Here is a 14,702-nt window from a genome sequence, read left to right as displayed (position 1 = left end):
CCGAGCGGCCAACTCCGGTACATGACGAAGGTCATCCACACGGGGGACACCCATCTCGGGTACCGCCAGTACCACTCCCCCGTCCGCCGGCAGGACTTCCTCGACGCCTTCCGGCAGGTCGTCGAGGACGCCATCGCGGACGACGTCGACGCCGTCGTCCACGCCGGAGACCTCTACCACGACCGCACGCCCGGCCTCGAGGACCTCATGGGGACCATCGACGTCCTCCGACCCCTCGCCGAGGCCGACATCCCCTTCCTCGCCGTCGTCGGCAACCACGAGGGCACCCGCCACGCCCAGTGGCTCGACCTCTTCGAGACGCTCGGCCTCGCCGAACGCCTCGACAGCGAGGGGCGGCGCGTCGGCGACACCGTGTTCTATGGCATGGACCACGTCCCGAAGTCCAAGCGCGACGACCTCGACTACGAGTTCGCCCCGCGCGACGCCGCGCACGCCGCGCTCGTCTCGCACGGCCTCTTCGCGCCGTTCCCCCACGGCGACTGGGACTTGGAGGAGGTCCTCGCGGAGTCGACCGTCGAGTTCGACGCCGCCCTCCTCGGCGACGACCACACCGCCGACACCGTCCGGTTGGACGGCACGTGGGCGACCTACTGCGGGTCCACCGAGCGCGCGAGCGCGAGCGAACGCGACCCGCGCGGCTACAACGTCGTCGAGTTCGCGGACGACACCGAGCACAGCGAGGCGGCGTCGACCGCCGAGAAGGGCGATACCGGCGAGACGGGCGCGGGCGTCCACGTCCGGCGGCGCGGCATCGACACCCGCGAGTTCGTCTTCGTCGACCTCGAGCTCGCCGAAGGCGAAGACGGCGAGCGCGTCCGGCAGCGACTCCGCGAGGAGTCCCTCGAGGACGCCGTCGTCATCGTCACCATCGAGGGCGACGGGGGCGAGGTGACGCCGGCGGACGTCGAGCGCTTCGGCGACGAGCAGGGCGCGCTCGTCACGCGCGTGAACGACCGCCGCGAGGTGTCCGTCGAAGCCGACTACGAGGTGTCGTTCGCCGACCCCGACGAGGCCGTCCGCGAGCGCGTCCGCGACCTCGGGTTGAGCGAGGCCGCGCGCGGCATCGACGACACCGTCCGGCAGGGCGACGTCGCGGACTCGAACGTCCGGGACGCCGTCGCCGAGCGCGTCCGTAACCTCGTCGACGCGGGCGACCTCGCGGCCTTCGAGGCGGCCGACGACGGCCGCGACGGCGAATCCGGGACCGAGCCTACGGACGACCGCGAGGCCGAGGGCGCGGCCGACGCGCCCGAGGACGAACCGACGACCACCACCGTGGAGGACTACCTGTGAGGATCGACCGCGTTCGCCTCTCGAACTTCAAGTGCTACGCCGACGCGGACGCCTCGCTCGACGCGGGCGTCACCGTCATCCACGGCCTGAACGGGAGCGGGAAGTCCTCGCTCCTCGAGGCGTGTTTCTTCGCGCTCTACGGTGCGACGCCGCTCGACCGCACCCTCGACGAGATCGTCACCATCGGCGCCGAGGAGGCCGAGGTCGACCTCTGGTTCACGCACGCCGGTGCGTCCTTCCACCTCCACCGGCGCGTTCGGGACACCGGCGAGCGCGCGACGACCGCCGACTGCACGCTCGAGACGCCGACCGACACCATCGAGGGCGCGCGCGACGTCCGCGACTACGTCGTCGACCTCCTGCGGATGGACGCGGACGCCTTCGTCAACTGCGCGTACGTCCGGCAGGGCGAGGTGAACAAGCTCATCAACGCCAGCCCGCAGGAGCGCCAGGACATGATCGACGACCTCCTCCAGCTCGGCAAGCTCGAGGACTACCGCCAGCGCGCCGAGCAGGCCCGCCGGGGCGTGCAGTCGGTCCGCGACCGCCAGCGCGAGCGCCTCGCGGACCTCGACGAGCGAGTCGCGGAGTACGAGGAGCGCGACCTGCACGCCGAGTTGAACGAGCGCGAGACGGAGCTCGCGGAGATCGAGGACGACATCGCGGACTTCGAGGCGAACCGCGAGCAGGCCCAGCAGACGAAGGAGGAGGCCGAGCGCGTCGTCGAGCAGTACGCCGAGAAGCGCGCGCAGCTCGCGGACCTCGACGAGGCGGTCGACGAGCTGAAGGAGGCCATCGCGGAGACGGAGCGCGAGCGCGAGGCGCTCGGCGAGACCGTCACGGACGCCCGCGAGCGCGTCGAGGCGCTGGACGAACGCGTCGCCGACCTGCTCGCCGAAACCGACCTCGACGCCGACCCGGACGCGGTGGCCGTCGAGACGGTCCGCGAGCGCCGCAGCACGGTCGCCGCCGAGCGCGACGACGTGCAGGAGGCGCACGGCGACTGCCGGACGACCATCCAGTCGCACGCGAGCGAGGCGGAGACGGAGCGCGAGCGCGCCGCCGACCTCGCCGAGCGCGCCGAGGAAGCGCGCGAACGCGCGGCCGAGCTCGACGGCGAGGCGCGCGAGGCCGCCGAGAAGGTCGCCGAGGCCGACGAGCGCATCGCGGAAGTCGAGGACGCCATCGAGGCGAAGCGCGAGGCGTTCGCGGACGCACCCGTCGACGTCGGCGACGCGGCGGACTACCGCGAATCGCTCCGCGAGGACCTCGAGGCCGTTCGCGAGCGCGAGTCCGAGATACGCGGCGACCTGCAGGCCGCGCGCTCGGCCGTCGAGGAGGCCGAAGCCCTCCGCGAGGCCGGGAAGTGCCCGGAGTGCGGCCAACCCGTCGAGGGCTCCCCGCACGTGGACGCGCTCGAGGAGCGCCGCGCCGAGGTCGAGTCGCTCGAGGCGGATCTGGAGGCCGTCCGCGAGGAGAAAGCCGAGGTCGAGGAGCGCCTCGAGCGCGCGGACGCGCTCGTGGACGCGGAGAGCGAAATCGAGCGCCTCGCGTCCCGGAAGCGCGACGTCGCGGAGCTCCGCGACGGCCACGCGGACGCCGTGGAGTCGGCGCGCGCGGACGCCGACGCGAAGCGCGAGGAGGCCGCCGACCTCGAAGAGCGCGCCGAGGACGCACGGGAGGCCGCGGCGGACGCCGAGGAGCGCGCCGACGAGGCGCGCGAGCGACTCGGCACGCTGAACGGCCGCCTCGCGGAGCTGAAGTCGCGCGTGGCGACGCTGGACGACCTCGCGGACGCGCTCGCGGACCGCGAGAGCGCGACGAACGACCTCGAGGGCGCCCGCGAGCGCCGCGAGAACCTCGCGGAGGTGAACGACGAGCGCCGGGAGCGCCTCGCGGAGAAGCGCGAGCGCAAGCGCGAACTCGAGGCGGAGTTCGACGAGGAGCGCCTCTCGGACGCGCGCTCGGAGCGCGAGCGCGCCGCCGACTACCTCGAGCAGGTCACCGAGAAACTCGACGAGCTAGGCGAGCGACGCGACGACGTGCGCGACCGGATCACCGTCCTGAAGAAGGAGATCGCGGACCTCGAAGAACTTCGCGAGGAGCGCGACGCCGCACAGGAGCGCGTCGACGCCCTCGAATCTCTCGTCGACGAGTCCGAGGAGCTGGAGACGATGTACGGCACCCTCCGGAGCGAGCTCCGCCAGCGGAACGTCGAGAAACTCGAGCGTCTGCTGAACGAGACGTTCGACCTCGTCTACGGCAACGACTCCTACGCGCGCCTCGAACTCGACGGCGACTACGAGCTCACGGTCTACCAGAAGGACGGCGAGACGCTCGAACCCGACCAGCTCTCAGGGGGCGAGCGCGCGCTGTTCAACCTCTCGCTACGCTGTGCGGTCTACCGCTTGCTCGCGGAGGGCATCGAGGGGTCGGCGCCGCTCCCGCCGCTCATCCTCGACGAACCCACGGTCTTCCTCGACGCCGGGCACGTCTCCCGGCTCGTCGACCTCGTGGAGTCGATGCGCGAACTCGGCGTCGAGCAGATCCTCGTGGTGAGCCACGACGACGAGCTCGTCGGCGCGGCGGACGACCTCCTGCACGTCGAGAAGGACGCGACGTCGAATCGCTCGCACGTCACCGAGGGGATCGAGGCGGAGAGCGCGGCGACTCTCGACTAGTCGCGGAGCGCGTCGACGCCGGCCGCGCCGGCGTCGGTGAGCTCGTAGCCGCGCTCGCCGTACACGTCGGCCTCGGCGACGAGACCGGCGGCGCGGAACTCCGTGAAGAGGCCGTGGACGTCGCTCTCGCAGAGGTCATACTCGGCGAGGACGGTGCGCACGGGGAGGGGGCCGCGTTCGCGGAGTTCGCAGAGGAGGCCGAGCGCGCGCTCGGTCCGCGCGACGGTGAGGACGCGCCGCGTCGGCTCGGGGACGGCGCGCGCGGCGGCCTCGAGCGGGTCGGTACCGCCCGCTGATTCGAGTTCGTCGTTCGGGAGATGGGTCTCCGCGCCGGTCTCGGGGTCGCGGACGAGACTGCTCTCCGTGGACTCTTTCACGAGCAGGTAGGTGTGGCCGTCGGCGTCGCGAACGGTCCGCATCGCTCGAACGGTGGGTCGGCGTCGGGTTAGGCGTGTCGCCTCACGCGGACTCGTCCGCGTCCGTCTCCTCGGGGGCGTCGTGGACGCCGGCGTCGATTTCGCGCTTGACGCCGCGATAGGTGTAGAGGCCGTAGGCGAGTCCGGCGAACCCGAAGAGCGCGACGCCGCCCCCGAGGAGGAGTTGGCCGCGGAAGTAGAGGAGCATGAGGCCGACGGCGGCGGCGAGGACGGCGACGTTGAAGACGACGACGAGGTAGACGAACTGGCGCTGGAGCGGGTCGCTGAGGTCGACGTTCGACTCCTCCTCGTCCTGCTCGTCGTCGGCCGCCTCGCTGGCGGGCGTCAGCGGGTTCTTCACGGGCGAAAGAAGGAGCGGGGCGCGTTAAGAGCGTTGCTAGTTAGCGCTGATCACCGAGGGGGACCGCGTGCGTCGCCTTCAGCCACGCGAGGGGGTTCTCCGAGTCGTAGAGCACGACCCCATCACCGGTCTCGTACGTCTCGATGCCTTCTCTGGGGTCGTCGCCTTCGGGGAGCTGGGGAACGTGATTCCCGCGCTCGTCGTCCTGCGTGGCATTGTCGGACACGTCTTTCACCTCTGCCCTATGCTATGTGTTACCATGTTATATACCTTTCCCCGAATGACTCCCGCAAGACGCGGCGCCGTCTGCCGATTTCTCGGCGGGGTGGGCGTGACGGCGGCGCGCGTCGACGGCGAAGGCGCGGGCTTTTAGGACCGTAGACGCTACGAGACGGTAATGACGAACGCCAGCCTCACGGACTTCTCGGCCGGCGGCGACGGCGGCGACGCAGACGGCGACGCCGCCGCCCGCCCCGAAGAGGAGGCGCGATACGTCGCCGGCGACGACGACCCCGTCGTCAGCGAGGTGTTCGACGCCGAATCAGGCGCGCTCCCCGACGTCGACGCCACGCTCGAGCTGATGGTGACGCAGGTCGACTACACCGTCGAGGGCTCCGGCGACCGCGAGCGCCCCGTGATCCACGTCTTCGGCCGGACGAGCGAGAACACGGTCGAGCACGTCCGCGTCCACGGCTTCCGCCCGTACTTCTACGCGCCCACCGACTCCCTCACCGAGGACAACCTCGCGAAGGACGTCATCACCGGCCACGAGGAGGGCTACGAGTCGATTCGCGGCGACGACCTCACGAAGATATTCGGTCGCACCCCGCGCGACGTCGGGAACATCCGCGACGAGTACGACCACTACGAGGCGGACATCCTCTTCCCGAACCGCTTCCTCATCGACAAGGACGTCAACAGCGGGGTCCGCGTGCCCGCCCGCCGCGCCGAGAGCGACGGCGCCCTCGTCGTCCGCCACGACGAGGTCGAGGCCGTCGAGGCGTCCGCCGACCTCCGCGTGAACACCTTCGACATCGAGGTCGACGACCGCAACGGCTTCCCCGAGGAGGGCGAGGAACCCATCGTCTGCCTCACCAGCCACGACAGCTACCGCGACGAGTACGTCGCGTGGCTCCAGACGGCGAACGAGGGCGACGCGCCCGCGCCCGACGACCTCGCCGACTACGACCTCCTCGACGCCGAGGCCGGCGCCACCGTCGACGTCCGGGTCTTCGAGACGGAGGAGGCGATGCTCGAGGCCTTCCTCGCCTACATCACGGAGACCGACCCCGACGTCCTCACCGGGTGGAACTTCTCGGACTTCGACGCGCCCTACTTCATCGACCGCCTCGAGGAACTCGACGCGGGCACCGACCACGACCTCTCCTACCACCGCCTCTCGCGCGTGAACGAAGTGTGGCGCTCGGACTGGCAGGGCCCGAACATCAAGGGCCGAGTGGTCTTCGACCTCCTCTACGCCTACCAGCGCACCCAGTTCTCCGAACTCGACTCCTACCGGCTCGACGCCGTCGCCGAGACGGAACTCGGCGTCGGGAAGGAGCGCTACGCGGGCGACATCGGCGACCTCTGGGAGGACGACCCCGAGCGCCTCCTGGAGTACAACGTCAGGGACGTCGAGCTCTGCGTCGAGATCGACAGCAAACAGGACGTCGTCTCCTTCTGGGAGGAGGTCTCGACGTTCGTCGGCTGCAAGCTCGAGGACGCGACGACGCCGGGCGACGCGGTGGACGTCTACGTCCTCCACAAGGCCCACGGGCGCTTCGCGCTCCCCTCGAAGGGCCGCCAGGAGTCCGAGGACTACGAGGGCGGCGCCGTCTTCGACCCGATCACGGGCGTGAAGGAGAACGTGACGGTGCTCGACCTGAAGAGCCTCTACCCGATGTCGATGATGACCATCAACGCCTCTCCTGAGACGAAGGTCGACCCCGACGAGTACGCGGGCGACACCTTCCGCGCGCCCAACGGGACGCACTTCCGGGAGGAGCCGGACGGCATCATCCGCGAGATCATCGACGAGACGCTCTCAGAGCGCGAGGAGAAGAAGGGGCTCCGCAACGAGCACGACCCCGGGACGAACGAGTACGAGCGCTACGACCGCCAGCAGGCCGCCGTGAAGGTCATCATGAACTCGCTCTACGGCGTGCTGGGCTGGGAGCGCTTCCGCCTCTACGACAAGGAGATGGGCGCCGCCGTCACCGCGACGGGCCGCGACGTCATCGAGTTCACCGCCGACGCGGCGGGCGAACTCGACTACGAGATCGCCTACGGGGACACGGACTCCGTCATGCTCGAACTCGGCGGCGACGTCGAGACCGAGGACGCCATCGAGCAGTCCTTCGAGATAGAGGAGTACATCAACGGCCGCTACGACGAGTTCGCGCGCGAGGAACTCGACGCCGAGGAGCACTTCTTCGAGATCGAGTTCGAGAAGCTATATAGACGGTTCTTCCAAGCGGGCAAGAAGAAGCGCTACGCCGGCCACATCGTCTGGAAGGAGGGCAAGCACGTCGACGACATCGACATCACGGGCTTCGAGTACAAGCGAAGCGACATCGCGCCCATCACCAAGGACGTCCAGAAGGAGGTCATCGACATGATCGTCCACGGGGAGAAAGCGGACGCCGTGAAGGAGCACGTCCACGGCGTCATCGAGGAGTTCCGCGACGGCGACGTCGACCTCGACGACGTCGGGATCCCGGGGGGGATCGGGAAGCGCCTCGACAACTACGACACGGACACCGCGCAGGTCCGGGGCGCGAAGTACGCGAACCTCCTCCTCGGCACGAACTTCCAGCGCGGGTCGAAGCCAAAGCGCCTCTACCTGAAGAAGGTGCATCCGGAGTTCTTCCGCGAGCTCGAGGCCGACCGCCCGGAGCTGCAGGACGACCCGCTCTACATCGAGTTCAAGCGCGACCCGGACGTCATCTGCTACGAGTACGCCGACCAGATACCGGCCGCCTTCGAGGTGGACTGGGAGACGATGCTGGAGAAGACGCTGAAGGGGCCCATCGAGCGCATCACGGAAGCGCTCGGCGTCACGTGGGACGAGGTCGAGTCGGGACAGACCCAGACCGGCCTCGGCTCCTACATGTAGGCGGGCGAACGACTAAGCCGGCGCGGCGCCTACAGTCGTGTGGGTGACACTCATGGGAAAGAAACTCCTGATGGTCGTCGGCGACTTCGGCGAGGACTACGAGATCATGGTGCCGTTTCAGGCGCTTCAGGCGGTCGGCCACGAGGTCGACGCCGTCTGCCCCGAGAAGTCGGCCGGGGACGTCGTGAAGACGGCGATTCACGACTTCCGGGGCGACCAGACCTACCTCGAGGAGCGCGGCCACGACTTTCAGTTGAACGCGACGATGAGCGACGTCGACCCCGCCGACTACGACGGCCTCGTCGTGCCGGGCGGGCGCGCCCCCGAGTACCTGCGGACGCACGACATCGTCCTCGACACCGTCCGGCACTTCTTCGAGACGGAGAAGCCGGTGGCGGCGCTCTGTCACGGCCCGCAGATCCTCGCGGCCGCGGGCGTCCTCGAGGGCTACGAGATGACGAGCTACCCGGCGGTCCGCCCGGAGTGCGAGGCCGCCGGCTGCTCGTGGGTGGACGAGGTGACGACGGACGGCAACCTCGTGACGGGGCAGGCGTGGCCGGACCACCCGGAGTGGATCGCGCAGTACCTCGACCTGCTCGACGACGACGAACCGCGCGACTGAGGCGGAGGTTTCCAGAACCGAAAAACGTTTTTTCGCTCTGCGAACTCGAGGGGGCAGAATGCGTAACCTTAATCCCGCGCGCGGGCGTTGTTTAGAACGACATAACCAATGGCTACGATCGAACTCAAGAACGTCCACGCGGAAGTCGCCGAGGGGGACGAACAGATCCTTCACGGCGTCGACCTAGAGGTCTCCTCCGGCGAGATCCACGCCCTGATGGGGCCGAACGGGAGCGGGAAGTCCACCACGTCGAAGGTCATCGCCGGCCACCCGGCCTACGAGGTCACGGAGGGCGAAATCCTCCTCCACCTCGAGGAGGGCGACTTCAACGACGTCGAGGAGATCCCCGAGGACGCCCGCACGTGGAACCTCCTCGAACTCGAACCGAACGAGCGCGCCGCGCTCGGCGTCTTCCTCGCCTTCCAGTATCCCGCAGAGATCGAGGGCGTCACGATGACGAACTTCCTCCGCACCGCGCTGAACGCGAAGGTCGAGGAGCGCGAGGAACTGCTCTTCGGCGAGGGCGAGGAGGAGGACGAAGAGGAGGACGCGGGCTACGAGACCTCCCCGATGGAGGGGCCCGCCGACGAGGGCGAAATCGGCGTCGCGGAGTTCCAGCAGAAGCTCAAGGAGACGATGGAGCTCCTCGACATGGACGAGAAGTTCGCCCACCGCTACCTCAACGCCGGCTTCTCCGGCGGTGAGAAGAAACAGAACGAGGTCCTGCAGGCGGCCCTGCTCGAGCCCACCATCGCGGTGCTCGACGAGATCGACAGCGGTCTCGACATCGACCGCCTCCAGGACGTCGCGAACGGCATCAACGCCCTCCGCGACGAGCAGGGCACCGGCGTCCTGCAGATCACGCACTACCAGCGCATCCTCGACTACGTCGAACCCGACACCGTCCACATCATGCTCGACGGCGAAATCGCCATGGAGGGCGGTCCGGAACTCGCCGAGAAGCTCGAGGACAAGGGGTACGACTGGGTGCGCGAGCAGGTCTACAACGCGGCTTAAGATACAATCATGAGTTCAGAAGAGAACCTACAAGAGACCGACACCGAGGCGCGCTTCGAGTTCAAGAAGGAGCAGCATTCGGCCTTCCAGTCCGAGAAGGGACTGACCGAGGAGACCATCCGACTCATCTCCGAGGACAAGGACGAACCCGACTGGATGCTCGAACGCCGCCTCCGCGCGCTCAAGCAGTACAAGAAGATGCCGATGCCGACGGATTGGCCGGGCCAGCCCGACCTCTCCGAGCTCGACGTCGAGGAGATCGTCCCGTACATCCGCCCCGACGTCGAGACGCGCGGCGGCGCGGAGAACTGGGAGGACCTCCCGGACGAGATTCAGGACACCTTCGAGAAGCTCGGTATCCCGGAGGCCGAGCGCGAGGCGCTCAGCGGCGTCGGCGCGCAGTACGAGTCCGAGGTCGTCTACCAGAACATGCAGGAGCGCTGGGAGGAGAAGGGCGTGGTCTTCTGCAACATGGACGAGGCCGTCCAGGAGCACGAGGAACTCGTCAAGGAGCACTTCATGACGAAGTGCGTCCCCGCCAGCGACAACAAGTTCGCGGCGCTCCACGGCGCGGTCTGGAGCGGCGGCTCGTTCGTCTACATCCCCGAGGACGTCACGGTGAACATGCCCGTGCAGGCCTACTTCCGGATGAACTCGGAGGGGATGGGTCAGTTCGAGCACACGCTCATCATCGCCGAAGAGGGCTCCGAGGTCCACTACATCGAGGGCTGTAGCGCGCCGAAGTACGGCACGCACAACCTCCACAGTGGTGGCGTCGAGGTCTTCGTGAAGGAGGACGCCCACGTGCAGTACTCGACCGTGCAGAACTGGTCGAAGAACACGTTCAACCTCAACACGAAGCGCGCCATCGTCGAGGAGAACGGCACGATGGAGTGGGTCTCGGGCAGTATGGGCTCGAAGGCCACGATGCTCTACCCGTGTACCATCCTCAAGGGTCGTGGCGCGACGGACAACCACATCACCATCGCCTTCGCGGGCGAGGGCCAGGACATCGACACCGGCGCGAAGGTCTACCACAACGCGCCCGACACGAAGTCCACCATCGAGTCCAAGTCCATCAGCAAGGACGGCGGCCGCACGAACTACCGTGGCCTCGTCCACATCGCGGACGGCGCCGAGGACTCCTCGACGTCCGTCGAGTGTGACGCGCTGATGTTCGACAACGAGTCGACCAGCGACACCATGCCGTACATGGAGATCAACGAGTCCAAAGTCGACGTCGCCCACGAGGCGACGGTCGGGAAGATCGGCGACGAGGACGTCTTCTACCTCCAGAGCCGTGGGCTCGACGACGACGACGCGAAGCAGATGATCGTCGCCGGCTTCATCGAGCCGATCACGGAAGAACTGCCAATCGAGTACGCCGTCGAGCTCAACCGCCTCATCGAGCTCGAGATGGAGGGGAGCCTCGGGTAACATGAGCGGAGCGAAACAGTTCCACGCCGGCATCGACGTGGAGACGGTCGAGCGGATCGCCGAGGAGCGCAACGAGCCGGAGTGGCTCCGCGCGAAGCGCCTCGACGCCCTCGAGGCCCTCTCCGACCTCGACTACCCGGACGTCATCCAGACGCCGGGCCGGACGTGGACGAACCTCGCGGACCTCGACTTCGAGGCGCTCGTCAAGCCGTTCGACCAGACCGAGGAGAAGGACTGGGTCGCGGACGACCAGGCGACCGTGGTGCCGTTCCACGAGGCGCTGAACGACGCGGACCTCGAAGCGCTCGTCAAGGAGCACTTCGGGAGCGTCGTCGACCCCGAGGAGAACCGCCTCACGGCGCTCTCCACCGCGCTCTTCACGACCGGGACGGTCATCTACGTCCCCTCGAACGTCGACGCCGAGGACGTGAAGATCCGGACGACGATGAACGGGACGTCCCTGTTCAACTACACGCTCGTCGTCACCGACCAGAACGCCTCCGTCACCATCCTCGAGCGCCAGGACACCGGAGCGGACGCCGCCGCCGAGGAGCGTTACTACTCCGGCATCGTCGAAGTCGCCGCCGGCGAGAACGCCTACGTCCAGTACGGCTCGCTCCAGGACTTCGACCAGTCCACGTACAACTACACGCTGAAGCGCGGCGTCACCGACACGTACTCGACGCTGAACTGGATCGAGGGCAACCTCGGCTCCCGCCTCACGAAGACCGGGGTCTCCACCCTGCTCGAGGGCGAGTCCTCGGAGACGAAGATCGTCGGCGCGTTCTTCGGCCACGAGGACCAGCACTTCGACCTCGACTCGAAGGTCTGGCACCGCGCCGAGCACACGACGGCGGACCTCGTGACGCGCGGCGTCATCGACGACGAGGCACGCAGCGTCTACGAGGGCGTGCAGGACGTCGGTCGCGACGCGTGGGACACCTCGAGCTACCAGCGCGAGAACACGCTGATGCTCAGTGACGAGTCCGAGGCCGACGCTTCGCCGAAGCTCATCATCAACAACCACGACACCGAGGCGAGCCACTCCGCGACGGTCGGCCAGATCGACGAGGAGGACCTCTTCTACATGGAGGGGCGCGCCATCCCCGAGCAGACCGCGAAGAACATGCTCGTCGAGGGCTTCTTCGTCCCCGTCCTCGAGGAGGTCGAGGTCGACGAGCTCCGCGAGGACCTGGAGGAGCGCATCGCGGAACTCCTCCGCGAGTAAGCGCGACGCCGCGCCGCTCTCCCGGTTTCCGTTCTCTCATCTCCCCGTTCTACCGTCTCTCGATTTTCAACACTCCTCGCCCGGAGTGGCAACGCCCGCTCGAGCAGTGAGTTGGCTGATGCGCACTCCGTCGTATCGGGCGCGACGCCGCCGGCGGAAGGTTAAAGCCTTACGTACTCGCGGCCCAAGTACCGGATATGCGATTGGGAACGCACGGAGAGGGAGCACCGTGAGCGTCGCGCCGCGCGTCGGCTCGGACGGCCAGCTCGCCCGACTCCTCCAGATCGGGATCGTGCTGGAGGAGGTGGTGGAGGCGCGTGCGTACGAGCACTACCAGCGCCTGCCGGACGCGGAACGCGACACCCGCATCGAGGCGCTCCTCGAGGAGGCTCGGGAGGAGTCCGCGGAGCACCGCGAGCGCCTCGAGGACCTCGTCGAACGCCTCGACTGCGACGAGGACGCCACGGTGGACGTCACGGACCTCGTGCGCGAGCACTACGGGCGGACGGACCCGGAGGACTTCGACGGCGTTCTCTACGACCAGCTGAACGGCGAGGAGACCGCGTACAAGTTCTACGACGACCTCATCGAGGCCGTCGAGGCGAGCGACGCGACGTTCGGTATCGAACGCGAACTACTGCTCTCGACGCTCCGGGAGATCCGCGCGGCGGAGGCCGAGGGCGTCGAAGCGGTCGCTGCACTGATGGAGTCCCGCGCATGAACGCTCACACAACCACGGAGGCCGCATCGTGAACACCGCCGACCAGTACCTGAAGGCCGTCTTCCTCGTCCAGCGCCTCGAGGACGGGCCGGCGTCGACGGGCGCGCTCGCGGACAGACTCGGCGTCAGCCCCGCGTCCGCGAACGAGATGGTCGGGAAGCTCGCGGACCGCGGCCTCCTCGAGCACGAGAAGTACAAGGGCGCGACGCTGACGGACGACGGCGAGGCACGCGCTCGCGACGCGCTCGCGACTTACTGCGTCCTCGAGCGCTTCCTCGCGAACGTCCTCGACGTCGAGGAGTACCGGGCGGAAGCCGGCCAGCTCGAGGCGGTCATCGACGAGACGGTCGCGGACCGCCTCGACATGATCATCGAGCGCGAACCCGACTGTCCGAACTGCTTCGACGCCGACGCGGACGCCTGCTCGCACCTCGTCGAGGAGCTCGGCGAGGCGGACGCCGGCACGGAAGCCGGCGACTGACGCGGCGTCTGCGTGCGCGGCGTGCACGACGCGCGACTCTCGGTACTCCCTTCTCCACCGGGCTCCCGACGAGGAGACGCCCACGTCCGCGCGACGCGAAGAGTAACCCCTTAGTAGCACTCGGCCACAGTATCGAAGTGAAGCCCCGTGGTGGTGGGCAGTTCCATCGGAACTGCGAGGTACACGGGGCGAGCGAACCAAGTGAGTGCAGTCCCGTGGTGTAGTGGCCAATCATAGCGGCCTTTGGACGTGTTCGGTTCCGGCCGACACGGGAGAGAGCCGTTGACGGCGGTTCGAATCCGCCCGGGACTATATAGGTTTTCTCACATTTCTGCGACCGCTCTAGAAGTGCATGCCGGTGCCACCCTCGTCCACGTGGACGGTGTCGAGTTCGGGTATCTCCTGCGGGAGGCGGGCCTGGATGGCTTGGACGGTCATCGGGGAGATGCCGCACCCCGAGCACGCGCCGCCGAGGGCGAGCCAGAGCTCGCCGGCATCGGCGTCGACGGCCTCGACGCCGGCGGTCCCGCCGTGCATCGATATCTGGGGGAAGTTGCGCGCGAGGAACGTCTCGACGCGCTCGCGGAGGGCGGCTTCGGCGTCAGCGCCGATGTCGGCTTCGTGCTCGGTGCTCATGCGTCTCCCTCGGTGCCCGGGAGGCATAGCCGTATCGCCGGGTTCGGAGCGGGCAGACTTATGTGCCTCGTCGCTGTGGCATGCGGATATGAGCGCACTGCGTACACTCTGGAAGCTGGCGCGAACCGGGTTCGTGCTCGTCGGCCTCCTCGCCGTCGGGTTCGTCGTCCTCTCCTACGGCTGGAACGGCGAGCCGCCCGAGCTCTCGCTGGAGTAGCGAACGCACGCCCCGTTTCGCGGCGCGCACCGCGAGACGGCGCGCGTGACTGCACCGCTCGATTGATGGCCTTTTCTTCGCGCGGCCCGTTCGAGGAGTCATGTCCACGCTCTCGTCGCTCCCGAGTCGCCCGCTCACGACCACCGAAGTCGCCGCGCTCAACGACGCCGACGCCTTCGACCTCGTCGTCCCCGTCGAGCGCGAGGAAGCCGTCCGCACCGAGGACTCCGAGGCCGTCGAGGTCACCGAAGCGCTCGTGCTCGCCGCCGGCGACTGGGTGAAGGGCGTCGTCCACGAAACCGACGGCTGGCGCGTCGTCGAGCACGTCGACGTCGAGGGCGACGACCGGACCGAGGCGATGCTCACCTGCGAGGAAGCCGTCGAAGACGCCCGCAAGCCCGGCGAACGCGCCGACCTCGACGCCTGATTTTCCCGGGGTCGTCGCCTGCAAAAGGC

At 68.3% G+C, this 14,702-nt stretch carries 15 protein-coding genes and 1 tRNA gene; 12 read left to right on the top strand and 4 right to left on the bottom strand.

The features are described 5' to 3' along the window. Positions 1-21: 21 nt before the first annotated feature. Together mre11 and rad50 are read left to right on the top strand one after the other, a co-directional pair. Positions 22-1,314: a DNA double-strand break repair protein Mre11 gene (gene mre11, locus EFA46_RS07900; RefSeq protein ID WP_123076930.1), complete on the top strand. Its 1,293-nt coding sequence runs from the start codon at positions 22-24 to the stop codon at positions 1,312-1,314. Then, positions 1,311-3,995: a DNA double-strand break repair ATPase Rad50 gene (gene rad50, locus EFA46_RS07895; RefSeq protein ID WP_123076932.1), complete on the top strand. Its 2,685-nt coding sequence runs from the start codon at positions 1,311-1,313 to the stop codon at positions 3,993-3,995. Before mre11 ends, rad50 begins: the two co-directional genes overlap by 4 nt. On the opposite strand, the gene EFA46_RS07890 is transcribed toward rad50, so the two are convergent. The 3 genes from EFA46_RS07890 to EFA46_RS07880 are packed head-to-tail and all read right to left on the bottom strand — an operon-like array spanning position 3,992 to position 4,998. Further along, on the bottom strand, positions 3,992-4,414 hold the full coding sequence (locus EFA46_RS07890; protein ID WP_123076934.1) for a hypothetical protein: 423 nt from the start codon (positions 4,412-4,414) through the stop codon (positions 3,992-3,994). The two genes, rad50 and EFA46_RS07890, sit on opposite strands and share 4 nt — an antisense overlap. 40 nt (positions 4,415-4,454) lie before the next feature. Next, positions 4,455-4,772: a hypothetical protein gene (locus EFA46_RS07885; protein WP_123076936.1), complete on the bottom strand. Its 318-nt coding sequence runs from the start codon at positions 4,770-4,772 to the stop codon at positions 4,455-4,457. 40 nt (positions 4,773-4,812) lie between these two features. Further along, positions 4,813-4,998: a hypothetical protein gene (locus EFA46_RS07880; RefSeq protein ID WP_123077409.1), complete on the bottom strand. Its 186-nt coding sequence runs from the start codon at positions 4,996-4,998 to the stop codon at positions 4,813-4,815. Positions 4,999-5,169: 171 nt separating this feature from the next. On the opposite strand from EFA46_RS07880, the gene EFA46_RS07875 reads away from it, so the two are divergent. From EFA46_RS07875 to EFA46_RS07840, 8 genes are all read left to right on the top strand, one after another. After that, positions 5,170-7,887: a DNA-directed DNA polymerase gene (locus EFA46_RS07875; protein ID WP_123076938.1), complete on the top strand. Its 2,718-nt coding sequence runs from the start codon at positions 5,170-5,172 to the stop codon at positions 7,885-7,887. 52 nt (positions 7,888-7,939) lie between these two features. Further along, positions 7,940-8,509, top strand: a complete 570-nt coding sequence (locus tag EFA46_RS07870) for a DJ-1/PfpI family protein (RefSeq protein ID WP_123076940.1) — start codon at positions 7,940-7,942, stop codon at positions 8,507-8,509. 108 nt (positions 8,510-8,617) lie between these two features. Next, entirely contained in the window at positions 8,618-9,526 is a 909-nt protein-coding gene (locus EFA46_RS07865) for an ABC transporter ATP-binding protein (RefSeq protein WP_123076942.1), read from the top strand. A gap of 9 nt (positions 9,527-9,535) precedes the next feature. Continuing rightward, a complete protein-coding gene (gene sufB / locus EFA46_RS07860) occupies positions 9,536-10,963 on the top strand; it encodes a Fe-S cluster assembly protein SufB (protein WP_370529245.1) in 1,428 nt (475 codons plus the stop codon). Between the two features lies 1 nt (position 10,964). Beyond that, positions 10,965-12,191, top strand: a complete 1,227-nt coding sequence (sufD, locus tag EFA46_RS07855; protein WP_123076946.1) for a Fe-S cluster assembly protein SufD — start codon at positions 10,965-10,967, stop codon at positions 12,189-12,191. A 229-nt stretch (positions 12,192-12,420) separates the two neighbouring features. Then, positions 12,421-12,912, top strand: coding sequence for a ferritin-like domain-containing protein (locus EFA46_RS07850; RefSeq protein WP_123076948.1), 492 nt, complete (start codon positions 12,421-12,423; stop codon positions 12,910-12,912). 28 nt (positions 12,913-12,940) lie between these two features. Further along, a complete protein-coding gene (locus EFA46_RS07845) occupies positions 12,941-13,393 on the top strand; it encodes a metal-dependent transcriptional regulator (RefSeq protein ID WP_123076950.1) in 453 nt (150 codons plus the stop codon). 209 nt (positions 13,394-13,602) lie between these two features. After that, a tRNA-Gln gene (locus EFA46_RS07840) sits at positions 13,603-13,705 on the top strand. Between the two features lie 30 nt (positions 13,706-13,735). Here EFA46_RS07840 and EFA46_RS07835 read toward each other — a convergent pair. Beyond that, positions 13,736-14,029: a NifU family protein gene (locus tag EFA46_RS07835; RefSeq protein WP_123076952.1), complete on the bottom strand. Its 294-nt coding sequence runs from the start codon at positions 14,027-14,029 to the stop codon at positions 13,736-13,738. Between the two features lie 88 nt (positions 14,030-14,117). Between EFA46_RS07835 and EFA46_RS16210 the strand changes: the two genes are divergently transcribed. Both EFA46_RS16210 and EFA46_RS07830 read left to right on the top strand, forming a co-directional pair. Continuing rightward, positions 14,118-14,246, top strand: coding sequence for a hypothetical protein (locus EFA46_RS16210; protein ID WP_255494048.1), 129 nt, complete (start codon positions 14,118-14,120; stop codon positions 14,244-14,246). Between the two features lie 100 nt (positions 14,247-14,346). Next, on the top strand, positions 14,347-14,673 hold the full coding sequence (locus EFA46_RS07830; RefSeq protein WP_123076954.1) for a hypothetical protein: 327 nt from the start codon (positions 14,347-14,349) through the stop codon (positions 14,671-14,673). The last annotated feature ends 29 nt before the right edge of the window (positions 14,674-14,702 follow it).

This window comes from Halarchaeum sp. CBA1220, from assembly GCF_003721175.2.
GTDB classification, from domain to species: Archaea; Halobacteriota; Halobacteria; order Halobacteriales; family Halobacteriaceae; genus Halarchaeum; species Halarchaeum grantii.
This window is presented reverse-complemented; position numbering and strand designations above follow the sequence as displayed.

Excerpts from the sequence above, each read along its gene's own strand:
- mre11 (WP_123076930.1), top strand. The coding sequence starts at position 22 with ATGACGAAGGTCATCCACACGGGGGACACCCATCTCGGGTACCGCCAG.
- EFA46_RS07890 (WP_123076934.1), bottom strand. The coding sequence starts at position 4,414 with ATGCGGACCGTTCGCGACGCCGACGGCCACACCTACCTGCTCGTGAAA.
- EFA46_RS07875 (WP_123076938.1), top strand. The coding sequence starts at position 5,170 with ATGACGAACGCCAGCCTCACGGACTTCTCGGCCGGCGGCGACGGCGGC.
- EFA46_RS07870 (WP_123076940.1), top strand. The coding sequence starts at position 7,940 with ATGGGAAAGAAACTCCTGATGGTCGTCGGCGACTTCGGCGAGGACTAC.
- EFA46_RS07865 (WP_123076942.1), top strand. The coding sequence starts at position 8,618 with ATGGCTACGATCGAACTCAAGAACGTCCACGCGGAAGTCGCCGAGGGG.
- sufB (WP_370529245.1), top strand. The coding sequence starts at position 9,536 with ATGAGTTCAGAAGAGAACCTACAAGAGACCGACACCGAGGCGCGCTTC.
- sufD (WP_123076946.1), top strand. The coding sequence starts at position 10,965 with ATGAGCGGAGCGAAACAGTTCCACGCCGGCATCGACGTGGAGACGGTC.
- EFA46_RS07835 (WP_123076952.1), bottom strand. The coding sequence starts at position 14,029 with ATGAGCACCGAGCACGAAGCCGACATCGGCGCTGACGCCGAAGCCGCC.
- EFA46_RS16210 (WP_255494048.1), top strand. The coding sequence starts at position 14,118 with ATGAGCGCACTGCGTACACTCTGGAAGCTGGCGCGAACCGGGTTCGTG.
- EFA46_RS07830 (WP_123076954.1), top strand. The coding sequence starts at position 14,347 with ATGTCCACGCTCTCGTCGCTCCCGAGTCGCCCGCTCACGACCACCGAA.